Annotated in this window: 13 protein-coding genes and 1 pseudogene; 8 read left to right on the top strand and 6 right to left on the bottom strand. The window is 72.4% G+C overall.

Translation table 11 applies throughout. The features are described from left to right. Positions 1-9: 9 nt before the first annotated feature. Together nirB and ISO16_RS03345 are read left to right on the top strand one after the other, a co-directional pair. Positions 10-2520: a nitrite reductase large subunit NirB gene (gene nirB / locus ISO16_RS03350; protein ID WP_072635265.1), complete on the top strand. Its 2511-nt coding sequence runs from the start codon at positions 10-12 to the stop codon at positions 2518-2520. After that, positions 2517-2852: a Rieske (2Fe-2S) protein gene (locus ISO16_RS03345; RefSeq protein WP_006931155.1), complete on the top strand. Its 336-nt coding sequence runs from the start codon at positions 2517-2519 to the stop codon at positions 2850-2852. The genes nirB and ISO16_RS03345 overlap by 4 nt, the downstream gene beginning before the upstream one ends. On the opposite strand, the gene ISO16_RS03340 is transcribed toward ISO16_RS03345, so the two are convergent. After that, complete coding sequence (locus ISO16_RS03340; RefSeq protein WP_230304470.1) at positions 2839-3735, bottom strand: DUF4436 family protein; 897 nt, start codon at positions 3733-3735, stop codon at positions 2839-2841. The genes ISO16_RS03345 and ISO16_RS03340 overlap by 14 nt on opposite strands. Before the next feature lie 364 nt (positions 3736-4099). Between ISO16_RS03340 and ISO16_RS03335 the strand changes: the two genes are divergently transcribed. Further along, complete coding sequence (locus ISO16_RS03335; RefSeq protein ID WP_072635264.1) at positions 4100-5185, top strand: hypothetical protein; 1086 nt, start codon at positions 4100-4102, stop codon at positions 5183-5185. 6 nt (positions 5186-5191) lie between these two features. Here ISO16_RS03335 and ISO16_RS03330 read toward each other — a convergent pair whose 3' ends face one another. Together ISO16_RS03330 and ISO16_RS03325 are read right to left on the bottom strand one after the other, a co-directional pair. Then, on the bottom strand, positions 5192-6250 hold the full coding sequence (locus ISO16_RS03330; RefSeq protein WP_230304557.1) for a tyrosine-type recombinase/integrase: 1059 nt from the start codon (positions 6248-6250) through the stop codon (positions 5192-5194). A 224-nt stretch (positions 6251-6474) separates the two neighbouring features. Then, positions 6475-7383, bottom strand: a complete 909-nt coding sequence (locus tag ISO16_RS03325) for an NAD(P)/FAD-dependent oxidoreductase (protein ID WP_230304556.1) — start codon at positions 7381-7383, stop codon at positions 6475-6477. A gap of 156 nt (positions 7384-7539) precedes the next feature. Between ISO16_RS03325 and ISO16_RS03320 the strand changes: the two genes are divergently transcribed. The 5 genes from ISO16_RS03320 (at position 7540) to ISO16_RS03300 (ending at position 16768) form a co-directional block, all read left to right on the top strand. Continuing rightward, positions 7540-8070, top strand: coding sequence for a helix-turn-helix domain-containing protein (locus tag ISO16_RS03320; protein WP_072635263.1), 531 nt, complete (start codon positions 7540-7542; stop codon positions 8068-8070). Between the two features lie 528 nt (positions 8071-8598). After that, positions 8599-9603: a hypothetical protein gene (locus ISO16_RS03315; protein WP_072635262.1), complete on the top strand. Its 1005-nt coding sequence runs from the start codon at positions 8599-8601 to the stop codon at positions 9601-9603. Between the two features lie 183 nt (positions 9604-9786). Then, positions 9787-11253: a TIGR02677 family protein gene (locus ISO16_RS03310; RefSeq protein WP_006939368.1), complete on the top strand. Its 1467-nt coding sequence runs from the start codon at positions 9787-9789 to the stop codon at positions 11251-11253. Continuing rightward, positions 11250-12620 carry a DUF2398 family protein gene (locus ISO16_RS03305; protein WP_072635261.1) on the top strand — a complete coding sequence of 457 codons (1371 nt, stop codon included), beginning with the start codon at positions 11250-11252 and terminating at the stop codon, positions 12618-12620. The genes ISO16_RS03310 and ISO16_RS03305 overlap by 4 nt, the downstream gene beginning before the upstream one ends. Then, on the top strand, positions 12617-16768 hold the full coding sequence (locus ISO16_RS03300; protein WP_072635260.1) for a TIGR02680 family protein: 4152 nt from the start codon (positions 12617-12619) through the stop codon (positions 16766-16768). Before ISO16_RS03305 ends, ISO16_RS03300 begins: the two co-directional genes overlap by 4 nt. A 57-nt stretch (positions 16769-16825) precedes the next feature. Here the strand turns inward: ISO16_RS03300 and ISO16_RS03295 are convergent. From ISO16_RS03295 to ISO16_RS03285, 3 genes and pseudogenes are all read right to left on the bottom strand, one after another. After that, positions 16826-17137, bottom strand: a pseudogene (locus ISO16_RS03295) (NERD domain-containing protein); the annotation flags it as partial. Positions 17138-17251: 114 nt separating this feature from the next. Then, complete coding sequence (gene mshC, locus ISO16_RS03290) at positions 17252-18493, bottom strand: cysteine--1-D-myo-inosityl 2-amino-2-deoxy-alpha-D-glucopyranoside ligase (protein WP_072635259.1); 1242 nt, start codon at positions 18491-18493, stop codon at positions 17252-17254. 51 nt (positions 18494-18544) lie between these two features. Then, on the bottom strand, positions 18545-19348 hold the full coding sequence (locus ISO16_RS03285) for an SCO1664 family protein (protein ID WP_072635258.1): 804 nt from the start codon (positions 19346-19348) through the stop codon (positions 18545-18547).

Raw genomic sequence — 19348 nt, 5'->3', positions numbered from 1 at the left:
CCTGGACGCATGACCCCAACCGCGTCGCACCCCCACGGCCCGCGCCGACGGCTGCTCGTCGTCGGCAACGGCATGGCCGGCGCCCGCACCGTCGAGGAGATCCTCGCGCGCGGCGGCCGGGACCAGTTCGAGATCACGATGATCGGCGACGAGCCGTACGGCAACTACAACCGGATCATGCTCTCCCACGTGCTGGCCGGCCAGGCCGACGTCGACGACGCCGAACTCGTCCTCAACCCCAGGAGCTGGTACCGGGAGAACGGAGTCACCCTCCACGCCGGCGACCGCGCGACCCACCTCGACCGGTTCGGCAAGGTCGTCACGTGCGAATCCGGCCGGCAGGTCCCCTACGACCTGCTCGTCGTCGCGACCGGGTCGAACACCTTCTTCCCCAACATGGACGGCCTGCGCGAACCCGACGGCCGGCTCGGCCGCGGCGTCTTCGGCTTCCGCACCCTCGCCGACACCAACGGCATGCTGCAGATGGCCGACGCCCACGACGACGTCCGCGCCGTCGTCGTCGGCGGCGGCCTGCTCGGCCTCGAAGCCGCCTACGGGCTGCGCACCCAGGGCCTGACCGTCACCGTGGTGCACTCGCCCACCCACCTGATGAACCAGCAACTCGACGAACGCGGCGGCCGGGTGCTGCGCACCGAGATCGAGAAGCTCGGCATCACCGTCCACACCGCTACCCGCACCACTGCCGTCCTGCGCGACGACCACAGCCGGGTCACCGGCGTGCAGTTCGCCGACGGCACCGTCGTCGACACCGACATGGTCGTGGTCACCGCCGGCATCCGCCCCAACACCGAATTCGCCCGTGCCGGCGGCATCGTCGTCGAACGCGGCATCGTCGTCGACGACCAGATGCGCTGCGAAGAGGAGTCGAGCATCTACGCCGTCGGCGAGTGCGCCCAGCACCGCGGCGAGGTGTACGGCCTCGTCGCCCCGGTATGGGAGCAGGCGGTCGTCCTCGCCGAGCACCTCACCGGTGCGAATGCGCACGCCGCCTACCAGGGATCCCGCACCAGCACCAAGCTCAAGGTCGCCGGCATCGACGTCGCCTCTATGGGGGTCAAGGAACCCGAGCACGAGGACGACGAGTTCGTCCAGTTCTACGATCCGCGCAGCGGCATCTACAAGAGCATCGTCGTGCGCGACGGCCGGCTCGTCGGCGCGATGCTGCTCGGCGACGTGAGCAAGGCCGCCACCCTCGCCCAGGCCTTCGACGGCAAGCTCGAGATCCCGGCGGACCGCGCGGCGCTGCTGTTCGACCTCGGCGACCCGCAGGGCGCCGACGTCGCCGCCGCCCTGCCGGACGAGACCCAGGTGTGCAACTGCAACGGCGTCAGCAAGGGCGACATCGTCGCGTGCGTCCACGACGGCGCCGACACCCTCGTGCAGGTGTGCGCCCGCACCCGCGCCGGGAAGGGCTGCGGCTCGTGCAAGGGCCTGGTTGCCGACATCGTCGCCTGCGCCGCCGGCGGCGCCCTCGCCGAGGACCCCGCCGCGAACTGGTACGTGCCGTGCATCCCGCTCGCCAAACCGGACTTGATCGCCGAGATCCGCCGCCGCGACCTGCGCGCGGTCTCCCAGGTCTTCGCCGAACTCGCCACCGGCGGTCGCGAGGATGCCGCTGCCAAGATGCCGCTCGCGTCGCTGCTGCGTACCGTGTGGGGCCCCGACTGGGTCGACGAACGGGGTGCGCTGTTCATCAACGACCGTGTCCATGCCAACATCCAGCGCGACGGCACCTTCTCCGTGGTGCCGCAGATGAAGGGCGGGGTCACCACCCCGGACCAGCTGCGCCGCATCGCCGACGTCGCCGACAAGTACGGCGTGCCCATGGTCAAGGTCACCGGCGGCCAACGCATCGACCTGCTGGGCATCCGCAAGGAGGACCTGCCCAAGGTGTGGGCCGACCTGGACATGCCCTCCGGATACGCATACGGCAAGAGCTTCCGCACCGTCAAGACCTGTGTCGGCAGCGACTTCTGCCGGTTCGGTCTCGGCGACTCGACCGCCCTCGGCATCGCGCTCGAGGAGCGCTTCCAGGGGCTCGAGACACCCGCCAAGCTGAAACTCGCCGTGGCCGGATGCCCCCGCAACTGCTCGGAGGCGCTGTGCAAGGACTTCGGCGTCGTCGCGGTCGGCGACGGCCGCTGGGAGATCTACGTCGGCGGCGCCGCCGGCGCCCACGTCCGCAAGGGCGATCTGCTCGCCACCGTCGGCTCCGGCGAAGAAGTCCTCGCCCTCGCCGGCCGGTTCATCCAGCACTACCGCGAGAACGCCAAGTGGCTCGAACGGACCTACGACTTCGTGCCCCGCATCGGCATCGACCGGCTCCAGGCACTGCTGGTCCGAGACGAGGAGGACATCGTGACCGGACTCGACGAACGCATCGGCACGGCCGTGGCGGGATACCGGGACCCCTGGCTCGAACGGACCACCCCGAAGTCGCCGGCGCAGTTCAGCCCCGCGCTGCCGTTGCTCCCGCTGCCGCAGGTGCCGGTCGGATGACCACGACCGAAAGCCGGACCACCGCAATGGAGTACGCGGTCGGCGCGTTGACCGACCTGACCCCGGGCGAAGGCCGCACGTACACGGTGGGCGGACGGCAGATCGCCGTGTTCCTGCTCGGCGACGGCGCCGTCCGAGCCCTGGACGCCGTGTGCCCGCATCGGGGCGGACCGCTCGCCGACGGACAGATCGACGACGACCTCGTCGTATGCCCCCTGCACCAGTACGCGTTCGTGTTCGACACCGGCCGATGCACCGCGCCCGGCATCGACCCGGTCCGCACCTACCCGGCGCGCGTGCACGACGGGCGGATCGTCGTCACCGTCGGGTGAGCGAGGGGTGGCTGTCGCGCCACCAGCAGAACACGTACAGCGTCAGAGCCGCGACGAGGGCGGTGACCACCCACATGGTCACCGCCACGTCGACCCACGACCCGATCGGTGGTGAGCCCGGTAGGATGCCCCGCAGCGGCACCACCGCGAACAGCATCGCCGCCATCCACGCCAGCATGTCGGTCTCCACCGCGCGGCGCCGCCGGAACGTCTGCACCGCGACGAACGCGGCCAGGACCGCGAGGACAACCATCATCAGCAGCAGGATCGCCGCATACACGAGAGTGCCTCCGGTGCGCGTGAACACCACCTCTGTGCCGTCGACACCGTCGGGAAAGCCGAGTTCCGGAGCGGCGACGACGGGCCCCTGGTCGATCGCCCACCCGTCGATGCGGCCGTCGATCAGCACGTCCGACGGTACCGGTTCTCGCTCCGACTTCTCCCCCACATCGGCCTCCACGACGACCGGCGTGACATCGAAGGTGTCGAACGGCCAGCGGATCGCCTGCCCGCGAGCAAGCAGTTCCACCGGGTAGCCGACGGGCACGGAATGGGCCGGGAAGAACAACTCCGACTGGGAGACGGCCGGCACGAGCAGCACACTCAGCGGCACGGCGAGCGTGGCCCCGTTCGCATCGAGGAACGAGTCCCCGGGATAGATGGTGACCTCCGCATGCACCCGGTCGACTGTCGGCTGCAGCGACTTCATCGTCACCACCACGAGCACCGAGTCGGCATCGACGTCCACCGGCCGCCATTCCCGCGACTCGTGCGTGCTCACCCCGAACAGGACGAGTACACCCAGGTATGCGGCCGTCACCGCCGCCCCGAGCGACACCAGCAGAGTCCGGCGAGACGGGCGATTCGGACGTGGCGCAGGCATTCCCGGACTGTAGCCCGCTGGGCCGCTGCCGACTTGTTTGTTCTTGGCGTATTTGGGTGCGGTTTTGTCGTGAAGTGAGGGTGGTTTCGGTATTTTTCTTATTTCCGTCAGACTCAGAATATGGATACTACAAAGCGTCAGTCGAGAGCAGGACCCCTCGACTCACCCCCAGCCGGCGGCCCGACCCCTCCTCACGCGTCCGTTCCGCCGTTCCGTCTCCGCGATCGAATCGGGTTGCCCTCCGGATCAAGATGTCGTGGTGGGGTGCGTGTCGCGGTCTCCTCCCCTGGCCGGGTCGGCCGGATGGCGGTGTATTCGTGAATTGAAGAGCTTCCGTGTCGTACCGATTACCTATTGTGAAGACATGACAGCATCCGCCCAGCCCACAGAACCGGTCGACAGCGCGCTGGGGCCCCGCCCGGAGCGCCCCATCGACATCTACCGTCGCTCGATCGCCGTGGTGGAAGCGTGTCTGCCCCTGGGCTGGACTGCCACGTCCGACCGCCCCCGCTCCCCTGCCGCCCCCGAGCGCATCCTCGTGACCGCACCCGACGGCGAGTCGGTGTCGTACGCCGTCATCGCGTCCCGCGGAGTGCTCAGCGGGGACGTCGCCCGCATCGCCGCCGAACTGTCCGAGTCCGACCGGGGATTCGTGTGCGCGCACTACCTTTCCGATCCGGTGCGGCGCCAGCTCGACCAGCACGGCATCTCGTACTCCGACGCGACCGGGAATCTCACGCTCGTCGCGTCCCGGCCGGCGATCTGGGTGCGCAACCGGGGCGCCGACGCCGACCCGTGGCGCGGGCCCGGCCGGCCGTCGGGCGTGCTCACCGGTGAACCGTCCGAGCGAGTCGTCCGGGCGCTTGCCGACTTCACCGGCGAGATGTCCGTGCCGGAGCTGATCCGCCTGTCGGGCGCCTCCACCGGCGCCACCTACCGCGTCGTCGAGGTACTCGGAGAGCGGGAACTGATCCGCCGCATCCCGCGCGGCCCGATCACCATGGTGCACTGGGAGAAGATGCTGCGAGCCTGGGCAGCGGACCGCAAACCCTGCACCACAAGGGGGTTCGGCGCGCCGGACGGCGTCGGCACCGTACGGGCCGATCTCTCCGAACCGCTCGACCTGAGCTATGCGATCACCGGCCTCGGCGCCACCGACTACGCGGCCGCCGAGGTTCTCGAGGTGTACGCCGACGACCCGGACGCGTTCGCCCAGGCACTCGGTCTGCGCCCCGTCGATCGCGGAGCCGACGTCGTGGTGGCCACGCCGTGGTCGTCGGTGGTGTTCGAGCGGATGCGGCGGCGCGACGGCCTGCGCTTCGCGGCACCGTCCCAGGTCTATGCGGACCTGCTGGCCGGACCGTTCCGCAACCTGAACGCCGCCGAGCACCTACTGGCGGCGCTCACTGCCGACCAGAGCGCCTGGCGCCGACCCGTCGGTCGCACCTGACCGCGGTCAGAGGCCCAGCGCGGTGACGGCATTGCCGACGAGTCCGGCGTGCTGGCGGCTGTAGAGCGCCACCATCCGCTCGTCGGAATGCCCCGTCTGCGTCATGATCGTCTGAGTCGTGGCTCCGTTGCGGACGGCCTGGGTGACGAACCCGGCGCGCAGGCTGTGCCCGCCGAGCGTGGCGACCACCTCGGCGGCGAACCCGGCCTGCCGCGCCCGCCGCTGGATCATCGAGTGCACCGACTGCCCGCTCAGGGCGCCGCTCCCGACGGCACCGGTGCGGTGGATCGTGCGGAACAGGGGCCTCTCCGCACTCCCTTCCCCCGGCGCCACACCGCGGCAGCAATGCTCGTCGCCGGCGGCACGATCGGCGGTCAACAGCTCCCGGACCGCCACCCCACCGTCCGCGTCCCACACGTCGAGCACCTCGCGCCAGCGCCGGTAGGCGCACACCGGACAGGTCCGGGGATCGCAGCCGTACGGAAGCGTGACGGTGCGTCCGCGCGCGTCGCGGTCCGCCTTCGATCGGCGGATCGTCACGTACAGCCCGTCGGACCGATGGGCGACGACGTCGGAGGTGGTGAGGGCGGACAGCTCCGACCGCCGCATCGCGCCGGCCAGTCCGAGCAGCAGCAGGGCGGAATCGCGGCGCTCGGCTACGCGGTCCGGCCACTCAGTGGCGGCGGCGCGCATCGCTCCGACGATCGCACGGATGTCGTCGGTGAGCAGTGGGGTGCGGCGTGCCGGGGGCGTCGCACGGGTCCGCCGGATGCCGCGCACCACGTCGCGCACCGCCTCGTGGTGTCCCGGCTTCGGCAGGCCCGCCAGGGCGTGCACCTTGTTGATCGTCGCGACCCATCGCGCGAGGGTCGACGGGGCGTAGGCCCAGCGCCCGTCGGGTCGAAGCTCGCCCGCCTTCTCGGTGAGGTACCAGCCCACGAGTTCGGGTGGCGCCGGTAGCGGCACGTGGCCCACGGCGTCACACCACCGGGCGAACTTGCTCCAGTCGCTGGTCAAGGCAGCTCGGGTGTTGTCCGATGCGGCCTTGGCTCGGAGTCGGCGCATCGCCTCCTCCACACCGGCGGGAAGTACCGGCGTGGAGATCGACGCCTCGAGGGACTCGTTGCCCGACAACTGATTCGTCACGGTGACACCACTCCTCATGCCGAGTCGACCGCCTTCGCGAAACGGACGATACGCGCCTCGGCCGGAACCCCCGCCTCGGCGACGCCGATCAGCGCGGCGCGCCCGGCTCGGGCGCGCCGCGCGAGGGACCGGTCCGTCGCGGTTCACACGCCGCAGCGGGGGCCACCCTTTGCCGGTTCGCGCACGAGCGCTTCCGACCGGGCCGGGAACCGATCCCGGTAGGCGTCGACCGCCCGGCGGGTCTCCTCGGCGACCACGTCGGCGTTGATCTGGGCAGCGGCGGCCGGATCGGTGACGCTTCCCGCGACCCACACTCCGGGGACGTCGGTGCGGCCGGACGCATCCGCGGGAATGTACTCTCCGACCCCGGCCGGGTGCTCCACGGCCCGCAGTCCGAGCGCCGCGAGGAAACCGGCACGCGCCACCATCCGCGGCGCGACCACCAGTGCCTCGCGGGCGATCGTCCTGCCGTTGCTCAGCCGTACCCCGGTGAGGCGGTCGTCGACGATCTCCACGGCGGCCACCTCGCCGTCGACCACCCGGACGCCACGGGCGACCAGCTGCTCCGCCTGCTCGGCGGCAGGCGCCGGCGCGGTGTGGGTGAAGTACGTGACGTCGGCGCTCCACTGCCGGAACAGCAGGGCCTGGTGCACCGACATGGGTCCGCTTGCCAGCACGCCGATGGCCCCGTCGCGGACCTCCCAGCCGTGGCAGTACGGGCAATGCAGCACGTCTCTCCCCCAACGCGCCCGCAGCCCGGGCACGTCGGGAAGCTCGTCGACCAGCCCGATGGTCACCAGCAGCCGGCGGGCGCGGGGCACCCGACCGTCGGACAGGGTCACCTCGAACCCGCCCTCGCGGCGGGTCACGGCGGTCACGTCCGCGTGCAGCACGTCACCGCCGTAGCCGCGCACCTCGTCTCGGCCGCGGTCGAGCAGTTCGGCCGGCGGGACCCCGTCCCGGGCCAGCAATCCGTGCACGCCGGCAGCCGGAGCGTTGCGTGGGGCGCCCGCATCGAGGACGACCACCGACCGCCGCGCCCGGGCGAGCATCAGCCCCGCATTCAGTCCGGCAGCCCCGCCGCCGATCACCACCACGTCGTAATTCGTTTTCGAGCAGATCGCTCATCTCGATCACCTCCACGACGACTATGAGATCCGACGGGAAAAACCCGCAACGTTGTTTGCCGATATGGCAAAGCGTGGGGCATGGACGACCTCGACCGAGCGCTCGAGACGGTCGGGCCCCGGCTTCGCGCCCTGCGGCGGAAGCGCGAGACCACGTTGGCCGATCTCTCGGCGACGACGGGCATTTCGGTGAGTACCCTGTCCCAACTCGAGTCCGGCGCCCCACCGACCGGCGACCCGCGCATTCATCTGCGTCCGATCACTCGTCACGGCAGAACCATGGTGCCGCTCACCCGGCGCGCCGGCGGCATCCAGACGTACAAGCTGGTGATCCCCGCCGACAGCAGCCGTGGGGAACCGGATCCCCAGACCCATGAGGGCTACGAGTGGCTCTACGTCCGCAACGGACGGCTGCGACTCGTCCTGGGTGAGCACGACCTGGTTCTCGTGCCCGGGGAGGCGACCGAGTTCGACACTCGCGTGCCGCATTGGTTCGGCGCCGCCGATGCCGCACCGGTCGAGTTCCACAGCCTGTTCGGCAAGCAGGGCGAACGGGCGCACCTTCGTGCCCGACCGGCCTCGAAAATCGTTCCGCACCAGACTGATCCGTAGCCGGGCACCCGGTGCGCCCCGCCCCGGCGGTGGGCCAGGAAGGGCCCGACGGGCCACCGCCGAGTCCGTCGCGGCACCCTCCCCACTTTTCGAAACCCCCGCACCCCTGACTCACCATAAGGGGGAGTTATGACGATCAAGCCAACTCATGCATATATGCGTACCTATGCGTTTCCCGAGCAGCGACTGGACCGTTTGTTCGTAACGTTTCAAGTTTCGCGTCGCCTCACTACCTCTTGAACTGGAATTACTATATTTAATTCATTTCATTTCATAATTATTTTCATTTTTCGATACGTACGGATAACCCGGATGCACACTCCGGAGTCCGATATCGGGCCCGCGAAGGCCCGGGCGGAAGGCCCCCTCTCCTCGTGGGTGTGGCGGATGGTTTCGTTCGAGAAGCGACCGGAATGGAGTATTCGGTAAATTAATGTATTCCGTATGAATCCGATTCCGTAACCGTGTTTCGGCCCCTTCCCCCACCTGATAGATATGGCTGCAACCACTGCCCGAGACGAGGACTCCGTGAGCGAAGCGAGCACCGGCGAATCCCTACCCGACGAGCGCCCGAAGCCGGGACGACCGCGGAAGTACGCGTCCGCCGCCGACCGGGTCAGGGCCTACCGGGAACGGGAACGACAGAAGAGGGAGGCGGCCTCGCTGGCCGAGCCGACCACTCCCCCGGGCCCGGCCGAAGCAGCCACCAACCTGGCGTCCGCCGTCGCCGCACTCCGCACCCTGAGCGCGACGACGCTCGAGCAGTACAGCGCCGTCGCCGCGCAGATCACCGCCGCCGTCGACAAGCTCACCGACCCGGACGCGCTCGAGGCGCAGATGAACCGGGCCACCACGGAACTGGCGAAGGTGAAGGCGGACGCGGACGCGAGGATCGCCCGCCTGCGCGAGCAACTCGCCCAGGCGACCGAGGACCGCGACAACGCGGAGGCCGCCGTCGAGGCCGTCGACCGGGAGCTGGCGGACGCCCGCGCGGCGCACGACACCCGGATCCGGGAACTGGAGACCGCACATCGCGACGAGTCGACGCGAGCGGCCCAGGAGCACGCGGACACCCTGCGCACCTGGCAGGAACGCATCGATGCCACCGCGGCCGCGCACGCCGCGGAGCTCGCCGAGTACCGGTCGACCGTCACCACCCAGCAACAGCAGCTCGCCCGGCTCGAATCGGAACTCGCGACCCTGCGTGACGATCTGGTGCACACCCGCGCCGCCGCGGAGAAAGAGGCAGCCACGGCCGCCGCGGCCACCGTCCGGCTCGACACCGATCTCACCGCGGAACGCGCCCGCGTCGAGAAGCTGCGCGGCGCCCTGGAAGAGGCCCGCATCGCGGCGGCGGCCGCCCAGGCCGCCGAGACCGCGGCCCGCGACCGGGGCGACGAACTTCGGGCCGAGATCGTCGACCTGCGCGGCGAGCGGGATCGGCTACGGGTCGACCTCACCGCGGCGCGCGCCGCAGCGGCCGAGTCCCGCCACGAGGCGGACACGACGCAGACGGCGCCGGCCGAGAGCTGACCGGGCGGCGGGATCCCCGACCCCGGCGACGGCCGGACGCCAATGAGGGGCACGGGCTGCACCTCCGCCCGGGTGTGGCGCGCACGGCACCGGGGGTTGCGCGGCACGAGGGCCGCCCCCGCCTACCCTGTCACGGTGAACGAAACGCAGCCGCCCGCCGGGCCCACCGATCCGGGGGCCGGGGTGCAGCACGACCGGCTCCGGTTGTTCTCGTTCGCGACGGCCGAGAAGCGGGCCGAATACCTCTGGGTGCTGCGTGCTTTCGACCTCGCCCGCGCCAACTACGTGGTGCTGCTGCACGCCGCCGAGGTCGCGGCGATCCTCGAGCGGACCGGCTCGGCGGATCCGGCGGCGGCGCTGTCGGCCCAGGACGTCGCACCGCTGCTCGAGCAGCTGCACGCCTGGGGTGTGCTCGAGCGCAGCTACGACGGCACCCGGGCGGCGTCGCTGGCCGAGTACCGCAACCGGCACTACGTGTATCAGTTCGGCCGGGCCGGTTATCACGCCTTCCGGGCCGTGGAGGATGTGCTGCGGGCGCGCGGCGAGGACGCGTCGCTGTCGCGTCTCGCGCTGGCGGATCTGCTGGCCGACCTGACCGAGCTGGCGGCCGCGAACGCGGCCGGGGACGGAGAGCTCATCTATCGCAAGCTGTCGCGGCTGGACACGACGTTGTCGGACATGGCCGAGCGGGCCGCGGGGTTCTATCTGATGCTCGGCGACCTGGTGCGCACCACCGAGGTCACGCCCGAGTCGTTCCTGGCGCACAAGGATGCGGTGCTGGCGCACATGCGCGAGTTCAGCACGGACCTGGCCCGCTACGCACCGAAGCTGGCGGCCGCGCTGGCACGGGTGCAGGAGACGGGGATCGACCGCATGCTGGGGTTCGCCGCCGCGCACGACGAGCGGGTGCTGCTGCCCGCACCCGAACGGCAGGCGGACTGGCGAGCCCGATGGCGCGGCCTCGAGCGGTGGTTCGTCGGCGCCGGGGACGTACCGAGCGAGTCGGAGCGGTTGCGGGAGGGCACGATGAGCGCGATCGCGGCGGTGCTGGCGCTGCTGCGCCGGGTGACGGAGACCCGGCGCGGCGGGGTGAGCCGCGAGTCGCAGCTGCGGCACCTGGCCGGCTGGTTCGCGGCCGCGCCGAGCGAGGAGTCGGCGCACGCGCTGTTCGGAGCGGTGTTCGACCTGGGCCGCCCGCGTCACTTCTCCGCCGTGCATCCCGACCCGGAGACGATCCCGGTGACGACGTCGTGGTGGGAAGCGGCACCCGTGCCGATCGCCCGGACGCTAGCCGAGACCGGGCGCACCCCGTCGGCGGGGGCGCCGGCGCGGGTACAGCGCAACGAATCCGGGATCCGGCGGTTGCGGGAGCGGCAGCTGGCGGCGCAGCGGGCGCGGGCCGAGGCGGCGCGATCCCTGGCGGCGGGCGGCGTGGACGAGCGGGAGTTGTCCGAGCCGGAGACCGAGGTGCTGTTGAGCCTGCTCGACGCGGCGCTGTCGGCGCGGGTTCCGGTCAGCGGCACCGTGCCGGGGGCGACGGGCACGCAGAACGGGGTGCGGCTGACGTTGAGCCCGGCCGCGGAGGGCACGGTGGTACGCACGGCGCGGGGCCGGCTGCATCTGGACGGGCTGCGGGTGAGCGTGCAGTGAGGGCCCGGCGGATCTCGCCGCTCGACCGGGATTCGTACCAGCGGGCGGCGCGCCTGATCCTGTCGCACCATCTGGTGACCGCGCAGTACCCGGACCGGGCCGCGCTGCCGCTGCTGCGCCGGTGGGCGACGGAGCTGCGGGAGGACCTGCTCGAGTTGTTCGGATACCGGCTGGAGGTGACCGAGACGACCGCGCGGTTGTTCACCGTCGCGGACCGGCTCGATCCCGGGGGCAGCGCGCGCACGGTCACCGACCGGCCCTTCGACCGTCGCCGGTACGCCTACCTGGCGCTGGCGCTGGCGGCGCTGGGACGCGCCGGCGGGCAGATCACGCTGTCGGAACTGGCCGAGCAGGTCGCGTCCGAGGCCGGCCAGGTGCCCGGGGTGGAGCTGGCCACCGAGCGTGCGACCGACCGGGACGCGTTCGTCGACGCGGTGGCGTGGCTCGCCGCGCGGGGGGCGATCACGCTGGCGGACGGCGACGCCGGCGGCTGGGTGTCGGATCCGGACCGGGGTGAGGCGCTCTACGACATCGACCGGCCCGTGGTGGCGGCGCTGTTCCGGCCGCCGCGCGCGCTACAGCACCTGCGCTCGGTGCGGGGCCTGCTCGCCGCCGGTGACGGCCGCGACGGGGACCGGATCGTGGACACCGCCGAGGTGGCACGGCGGGTACGGCGGGCGCTGGTGCAGCGACCGGTGGTGTATGCCGAGGAACTCGACGACGACGCGCGGCTGCAGCTGGCGCTGCCACGGACGACCGCGGGGATCGAGCTGCTGACGGGGCTGGTGGCCGAGCGGCGCGCGGAGGGCGTCGCGCTGGTCGATTCGTCGGGGCGGATGTCGGATCTGCGGTTCCCGGGGGTGGGAACGGTTCCGCAGGTGGCGTTGTTGCTGGCCGGGGAGATCTGTGCGCGGGTGTCGGATCCGGAGTCGGTGCCGGTGCGGTTGCCGAGGCCGGCGGATGCGGAGGCGGAACTCGAGGCGGGACTGGACGCGGCGATTCCGGCGGCCGGGGTGTTCGCGTCGCTGGCCGGTGATGCCGGCGCCGGGCCGGCGGACACGACACCGGCGCAGCGGCCGGCGCCGACGCATCCGCTGGTCGAGGACAGCTGGCTGGCGGAGACGGCGGCGAAGCTGGTCGACGAGTTCGGCCGTACCTTCGCCGCGCAGTGGCAGGCCGACCCGGCGGGCCTGCTGGAGGCGGCGGTGACGTTGTTGCAGCGGCAACGGTTGGTGGCACGGGTGCCGGGCGGCGTGCTGGCGTTGCCGGCGCTGGCCCGGTTCCGGGGAGTGGTGGTGACGGTGCGCGAACGCGACCCGCGCCTCGCGCCGGCCGGTGAGGATTCGAACGAAGCGGAGATGTCGTGAGCAGTGCCCGTTTCCGGCCGACACGTGCCGGGATCATCAATCTGTGGGACTACCGGGACCAGGAGTTCTCGTTCGCGGACGGCCGGCTGGTGCTGCGCGGGCCCAACGGGTCGGGCAAGACCAAGGCGCTCGAGGTGCTGTTCCCGTTCGTGTTCGACGGGCGTATCGAGCCGCGGCGACTGAACCCGTTCGCCGGCGAGGAGCGCACGATGCGGTCCAACCTGCTGTACCAGGGGCAGGACAGCGCGTATTCGTACGTGTGGATGGAGTTCTGCCGCGGCCGCCGGGACGATCCGGAGGCGGTGACCGTGGGGGTCGGGATGCGGGCGGCGCGCGGCAACGACAAGGTCACGCGGTGGTATTTCGTCGTCGACGGCCGGGTCGGTGTGGACTTCTCGCTGCTGGATGCCGCCGATCGCCCGCTGACGCGGCGGCAGCTGATCGAGGAGGTCGGGGCCGACGCGGTCACGGACCGGCCGGTGGACTACCGGGCGGCGATCGATGCGCGGTTGTTCGGGCTCGGGATCGAGCGGTACGACCAGCTGATCAACCTGATCCTGACGCTGCGCCGGCCGCAGCTGGCCAAGAACCTGGACCCGAAGGGGTTGTCGCAGGCGCTGACCGACGGGTTGCGGCCGCTGGACGAGCAGCTGGTGCTCGAGGCGGCGCGGTCGTTCGCCGACATGGAGGAGGTCTCGCGCGCGCTGGAGTCGCTGGCGGCGGCGGACCAGGCGGCGCAGCGGTTCGTCGCGGTGTATGCGACCTACCTGGGTCAGCAGGCCCGCGCCGACGTCGACCGGCTCGGGGCGCGGTTGGCGGCGGTCGAGGGCGGGAGTGCGGAGTGGACGGCGTCGGTGACGACGTTCGACCGGGCCGGCGTGGAGCGGGCGCAGGCCCACGAGCGACTCGAGCTCGCGGAGCGGGACCTCGAGCAGGCCCGGGCGACTCTCGAGGCGCTGCAGCGGTCGAGCGCGTACGAGGGCAAGCAGCAGCTCGACGATCTGGCGCAGGTGGTGGCGGACCTCGAGCGCACCACGGCCGGGCAGGCGGAGCAGGCGCAGCGCGCGAGGGCGGAGCTGGCGCAGCGCGACGAGGAGGCGCGGCGGGCCGCGGCCGCGGCGACGGACGCAGCGGCCGCGGTGGGCCGCGCCGAGGACGCACTCGCCGCGGCGGCGCGGGATGCGGGTGTGGAGTGGGCGCCGCCGGCCGAGGACGCGCCGGGCGAGCAGATCGCGGCGACGGTGGCGGCGTGTGCGGAGGAGCGGGCCGCGGATGTGCGGGCGGTGCGGGCGGCGGTGGCGGCCGCGGAGGGCGCGGCGGCGGCGCGGGTGCGGGCCGAGACGACCGCCGAGCGGGGCCGGGCGCAGCTCGAGTCGGCCCGGGCGGCGGTGGCCACGGCGGACGCGGTGGTGGAGCTGGCCCGCGCGGAGGCGTCGAACCTGTTGCGGGAGTGGTGGGTCGGTCACCGGGACACGTGGTCGGTGCTCGGCCTGCCGGAGGAGCTGGTCGAGGCGCTGACCGCGGCGATCGCGGCGGCCGGCGACGACGAGGCGGCGACGCCGGCGGCGGCGCTGGCCGAGCGCACGGCCCCGGTGGTCGAGGAGTTGCGGTTCCGCGGCCGCGGCCTGGAGGCGGAGATCACGCACGCGCGGGAGCGGATCGCGGTGTTGCGGGCCGAACGGGACCTGGTCGAGGCCGAGCGCGACGACGCTCCCCCGTCGTTCCCGATGCGGCCGACCGGGTCGTCGGACCCGTCGGGAGCGCCGCTGTGGCGGCTGGTGCGGTTCGCGGACGACGTGAGCGCGGAGGCGGCCGCGGGACTCGAGGCCGCGCTGGAGGCGGCGAACCTGCTGACGGGCTGGGTGTGCGGCGGTGCGGGGGACGTGCCCGCGGGGGCGGTCGCGCTGATGCCGGTGCCGCCGGCGCAGCGCCCCACCGGCCGGACGTTGGCCGACGTGCTGGTGGTGGAGCCGGACACCGGGGTGCCGGCCGAGCGGGTGCGGGCGGTGCTGGCGTCCGTCGCGGTGCGGGATGCGGTGACGGACGAGACCGGCCCGGCCGTCGACGAGCGGGGCGGCTACCGCCAGGGGGTGCAGCTGGGCAGACATACGAAGGCGGAGGTCGAGTACATCGGGGCCACCGCGCGGGCCCGTCGCCGTCGCCTGCGGGTGACCGAGCTCGACGCGGAGATCACCGCGGCGCAGAACCGGATGGCGGACGCGGAGGCAGAGCGGGCGGAGCTCGACGGACGGCTCGCGCAGCTGGAGCGGGCCGCGGCGGCGGTGCCGCGCACCGGCGCGGTGCTGGCGGCGCTGCGGAAGGTCAGCGAGTGCGCGGGTGCGCTGCGCACTGCCGGGGAGGCGGCGGCCGCGGCGGACCGGGACCTCGATCAGGTGATCGCCGAGTGCGCCGTGAAGGAGCAGCGGGTGCGCTCGGTCGCGGCCCGGCACCGGGCGCCGCACACGGCCCGCGAGCTCGAGCATCTGACGGCGGCGATCCGGTTCTTCGAGTCGCAGGGCCAGGCGGTGCTGCGGGCCCGGCGTGAGCACGTCGCCGCGGCCGAGCGGGCGCGAGAGGCGCAGGTGCGGCGCGACGACGCCCGGCTCGCGGCGGAGGAGTCCGCCGAACGGGCGGTGACGGCCGAGGAGTCGCTGGGGCAGCAACAGCAGCGGCTGGGGACGCTGCGCGAGGCGTTGGGTGCCGACGCGCAGCAGATCGACGCGCAGCTCGCGCAGGCGCGCGAGCGGATCGAGGCGGCGCGGGTGGAGCAGCGCGCCGCGCGCCGCGCGCACGACGACGCGGTCGAGCGGCTCGGGAAGGCGGAGGCGGCGCACGTCGCGGCGGAGCAGGCGCTGCGGTCGGCGCTGACCGAGACGCGGGCCGACGCCGCACAGCTGGCGCCGTATGCGCGGCCGGATGTGCTGTCGCTGCTGGGAATCTCGGGGGAGCTGCGGTGGCCGTCGGCGGCGGCGTGGCCGGCGCCGGAGCAGGTGGTGGACCGGCTCGCCCGGGCGGGCGGGGACGTGCCTGCGGTGCCCGCGGAGGTGGGGGCGCTGTACGCGGCGCTGGCGGCGGCGACGGCGCCGATCAAGGGCGAGGACGGTGCCCGCAAGGCGGCCCGGTCGGCGTTGACGTCGGCGTTACAGGAGTTCGACGGGCAGCTCGCGGCGGCCGGTCAGGACTATCGGCTGCAGTGGGACGCGCCGGACGGGTTGACGGTGGTGCGGGTGCAGGACGAGCAGGGGTTTTCGTCGGTGGCGGAGTTCGCGGTGCGGATCTCGGCGGCGCGGCGGGATCAGGAGCTGCTGCTGACCGACGCGGAGCGGCGCATCCTCGAGGATGCGCTGCTGGCGGGGCTGGCGCAGCAGATCCACGAGCGCACCCAGGACGCGCGGGATCTCATTGCCCGGATGGGGGCGGAGATGCGGCAGCGGCGCATGTCGTCGGGTACGACGGTGGGGGTGCGGTGGGTGCTGGCCGATCATCTCGACGATCAGGCGCGGGCGGTGTGCCGGCTGCTGGACCGGGAGGTCTCGGCGCTGGGGCCGGTGGAGCTGGCGAGCGTCCGGGCGCATTTCGCGGCGCGGATCCGGGCGGAGCGGGCGGCGCATCCGGAGCGGTCGTATCCGGAGATCCTGGCGGCGACGCTGGATTACCGGCGGTGGCGGGTGTTCGCGTTCGGGTTGATCGGGGCGGACGGCGCGGAGGATCGGCTGACGGTGGCGCGGCATTCGGCGTTGTCGGGGGGTGAGCAGTCGGTGTCGCTGCATCTGCCGTTGTTCGCGGCGGCGCATGTGATGCTGGATTCGGCGGATCCGCAGGCGCCGCGGCTGCTGGCGCTGGACGAGGCGTTCGCCGGGGTGGACGACAACGGCCGGGCGGAGCTGCTCGGGTTGAGCGTGCAGTTCGACCTGGATCTGTTCATGACGGGCTACGACCTGTGGATCACGTATGCCGGGGTGCCGGCGTGTGCGCACTACGATCTGGCGCATTCGGTGGCCGAGCACACGGTCGGGGCGACGCTGCTGGTGTGGTCGGAGGGCGGGTTGCTCGCCGAGCACGACGGGTCGGATCTGGCGGCGGCGCTGGGGTCGCCGGGCACGCGGCGGGTGCCGGCGCCGGTGGAGGGGGCGCTCGAGTTCGCGTAGGCGTGCGGGGCGCTCCCCTACCCGAGCTGCGCGGGATTCGGCGTCCTTGAGCAGCGACGAGAAGTATTGGGCCTTCTTGCGGGTGAGCAGTAGCGGCGAGTCCTCGGACCGGTAGCCGCCGCGGCTCCACACGTGGTCGTTGCCGCGCAGCGTGCCGCTGTAGTACTTGAGTTCGATCAGGTAGAGGGTGTCGCGGGACAGGACGAGCAGATCCACCTCGTGCCAGCGACCGCGGTTGTCGCGGAACTCGAAGTTCGACCAGGCACGGAACCGCGGGGCGTCCGGCAGCAAATCCTTGACGAAGTCGAGGCCGAGCTTTTCATGCTCGAACTGCGAGGGGCTGATCTCGCCCCAACGGTCACTTTGCACCTGTTCCCGCACCTCTCGATCTCATCCGTCACCCATGTCGAGAGAGTCGAGTGTGCACATCTCGTCGTTACGCCTCGGCGTGTCGCGACGAGATGTGCACACTCGAAATGCGCTCTATCGCAGCGGGATGCCGAGCAGAGCGTCGACGGCGTTCGCGAACGCGACGGGCGCGGAGGTGTCGTCGCCGCCGCGGTCGACGGCGAAGCGGGCCCAGGCGTCGAGGGTGTCGAGGGCCTTGGGGGTGTCGAGGTCGTCGGCGAGGTGCTGACGCAGCCGCGCGATGGTGTCGTCGGCGGACTGGGCCGAGCCCAGGGCCGCGGCGTCGCGCCACAGGGCGAGGCGGGCCTGGGCGTCGGCGAGGACCTGGTCGGTCCAGGCCCGGTCGGTGCGGTAGTGCCCGGCGAGCAGGCCCAGGCGGAGGGCGGCGGGGTCGACGCCCTGGCCGCGGAGCTTGGAGACGAACACGAGGTTGCCGCGGGACTTGGACATCTTCTCGCCGTCGAGGCCGATCATCCCGGTGTGCACGTAGTGCCGGGCAAAGCGGCGCTCGCCGGTGACTGCCTCGGCGTGGGCAGCGGAGAATTCGTGGTGGGGGAAGATCAGGTCGCTGCCGCCGCCCTGGACGTCGAAGCCGCTGCCGATGCGGTTGAGGGCGATGGCGGCGCATTCGATGTGCCAGCCGGGGCGGCCGTCGCCGAACGGGGACGGCCAGGCCGGTTCGCCGGGCCGCTGCGCGCGCCAGAGCAGGGCGTCGAGCGGGTCGCGCTTGCCGGGCCGGTCGGGGTCGCCGCCGCGTTCGGCGAAGAAGTGCTCCATGGTGGCGCGGTCGTAGCCGGATTCGTAGCCGAACTGCTCGGTGGCGTCGGCGCGGAAGTACACGTCGGGGTATTCGGCGTCGTCGACGATGTACGCGGCGCCGGAGGCGACGAGTTTCTCGACCAGTTCGACGACCTCGCCGACGGATTCGACGGCGCCGATGTAGTCGCGGGGCGGCAGGACGCGCAGCGCCTCCATGTCCTCGCGGAACAGGGCGGTCTCGCGCATGCCGAGGACGATCCAGTCTTCGCCGTCGCGGGCGGCCCGTTCGAACAGCGGGTCGTCGACGTCGGTGACGTTCTGGACGTAGTGCACGTCGTGGCCGGCGTCGCGCCACACGCGGTGGACCAGGTCGAAGGCGAGGTAGGTGGCGGCGTGACCGAGGTGGGTGGCGTCGTAGGGGGTGATGCCGCAGACGTACATCGTGGCCGTGTGACCCGGGGTGACAGGACGGACCGCGCGGTCCGCGGTGTCGTAGAGCCGCAGCGGGGGGCCCTGGCCGGGGACGGACGGGAGCGCGATGTCGGACCATGACAGCATGCGCACGAGCCTAGTAGAGGGCGCGGGCGGCTCCGGACGGAGGCCGGGTCCTCAGAACGCCGGCCAGGGGATGCGCCGCTCTCCGACCGGGCGGGGCATGACGGGGCGGCGGAGCAGGGCGCCGACGCGGCCCCGCAGGGCGGCGACCTCGCCGGCGGTGATGTGGGTGCCCAGCCGCTGCCCGAGTTCGCCGTCGAGTTCGCGGGCGAGTTTGTCCAGGTCGACGAGCAGCGACGGGTCGACCTGGCTGCCGGCCCAGCCCCACAGCACGGTGCGCAGCTTGTTCTCCCGGTGCAGGCAGATGCCGTGGTCGACGCCGTACACGCCGCCGTCGACGCCCTCGAGGGCGTGCCCGCCCTTGCGGTCGGCGTTGTTGAGGATCACGTCGAGCACGGCCATGCGCTGCAGTCGCGGGTCGTCGGCGTGGACGAGGACCACGTCGGTGCCGTCGAGGTCGCGGGCGCGCAGGACGGGCAGCCAGCCGGGCGGGACGGCGTCGATCGGGCACAGGTCGACCAGGTCGAGGCGGCCGGGCGGGTCGGCGGGGTCGGGGGTGTCGATCCACCGCTGCACCATGCCGGTCCCGAAGGGTCCCTCGCGCAGCACGGTGGTGGGGATGACGCCCCAGCCGAGGGCCTCGGAGACGAGGTAGGAGGCCACCTCCCGGCCGGCGAGGGTGCCGTCGGGGAAGTCCCACAGGGGCCGTTCGCCGCGGACGGGCTTGTACACGCAGCGCACGGTGGTCGCGTCGAGGGTGGCGTCGCACACCAGGGTGGCGTTGCTGGCGTGCACGACGCGGCCGATCACGGTGAGTTCGCCGTCGGTGAGCACGGTGCGGACGTCGGGGCTGCCCAC

The organism is Rhodococcus sp. M8 (assembly GCF_015654185.1).
GTDB lineage: Bacteria > Actinomycetota > Actinomycetes > Mycobacteriales > Mycobacteriaceae > Rhodococcus > Rhodococcus aetherivorans.
The sequence above is the reverse complement of the archived record's forward strand: the minus strand, read 5'-3'. Positions and strand labels throughout refer to the sequence as shown.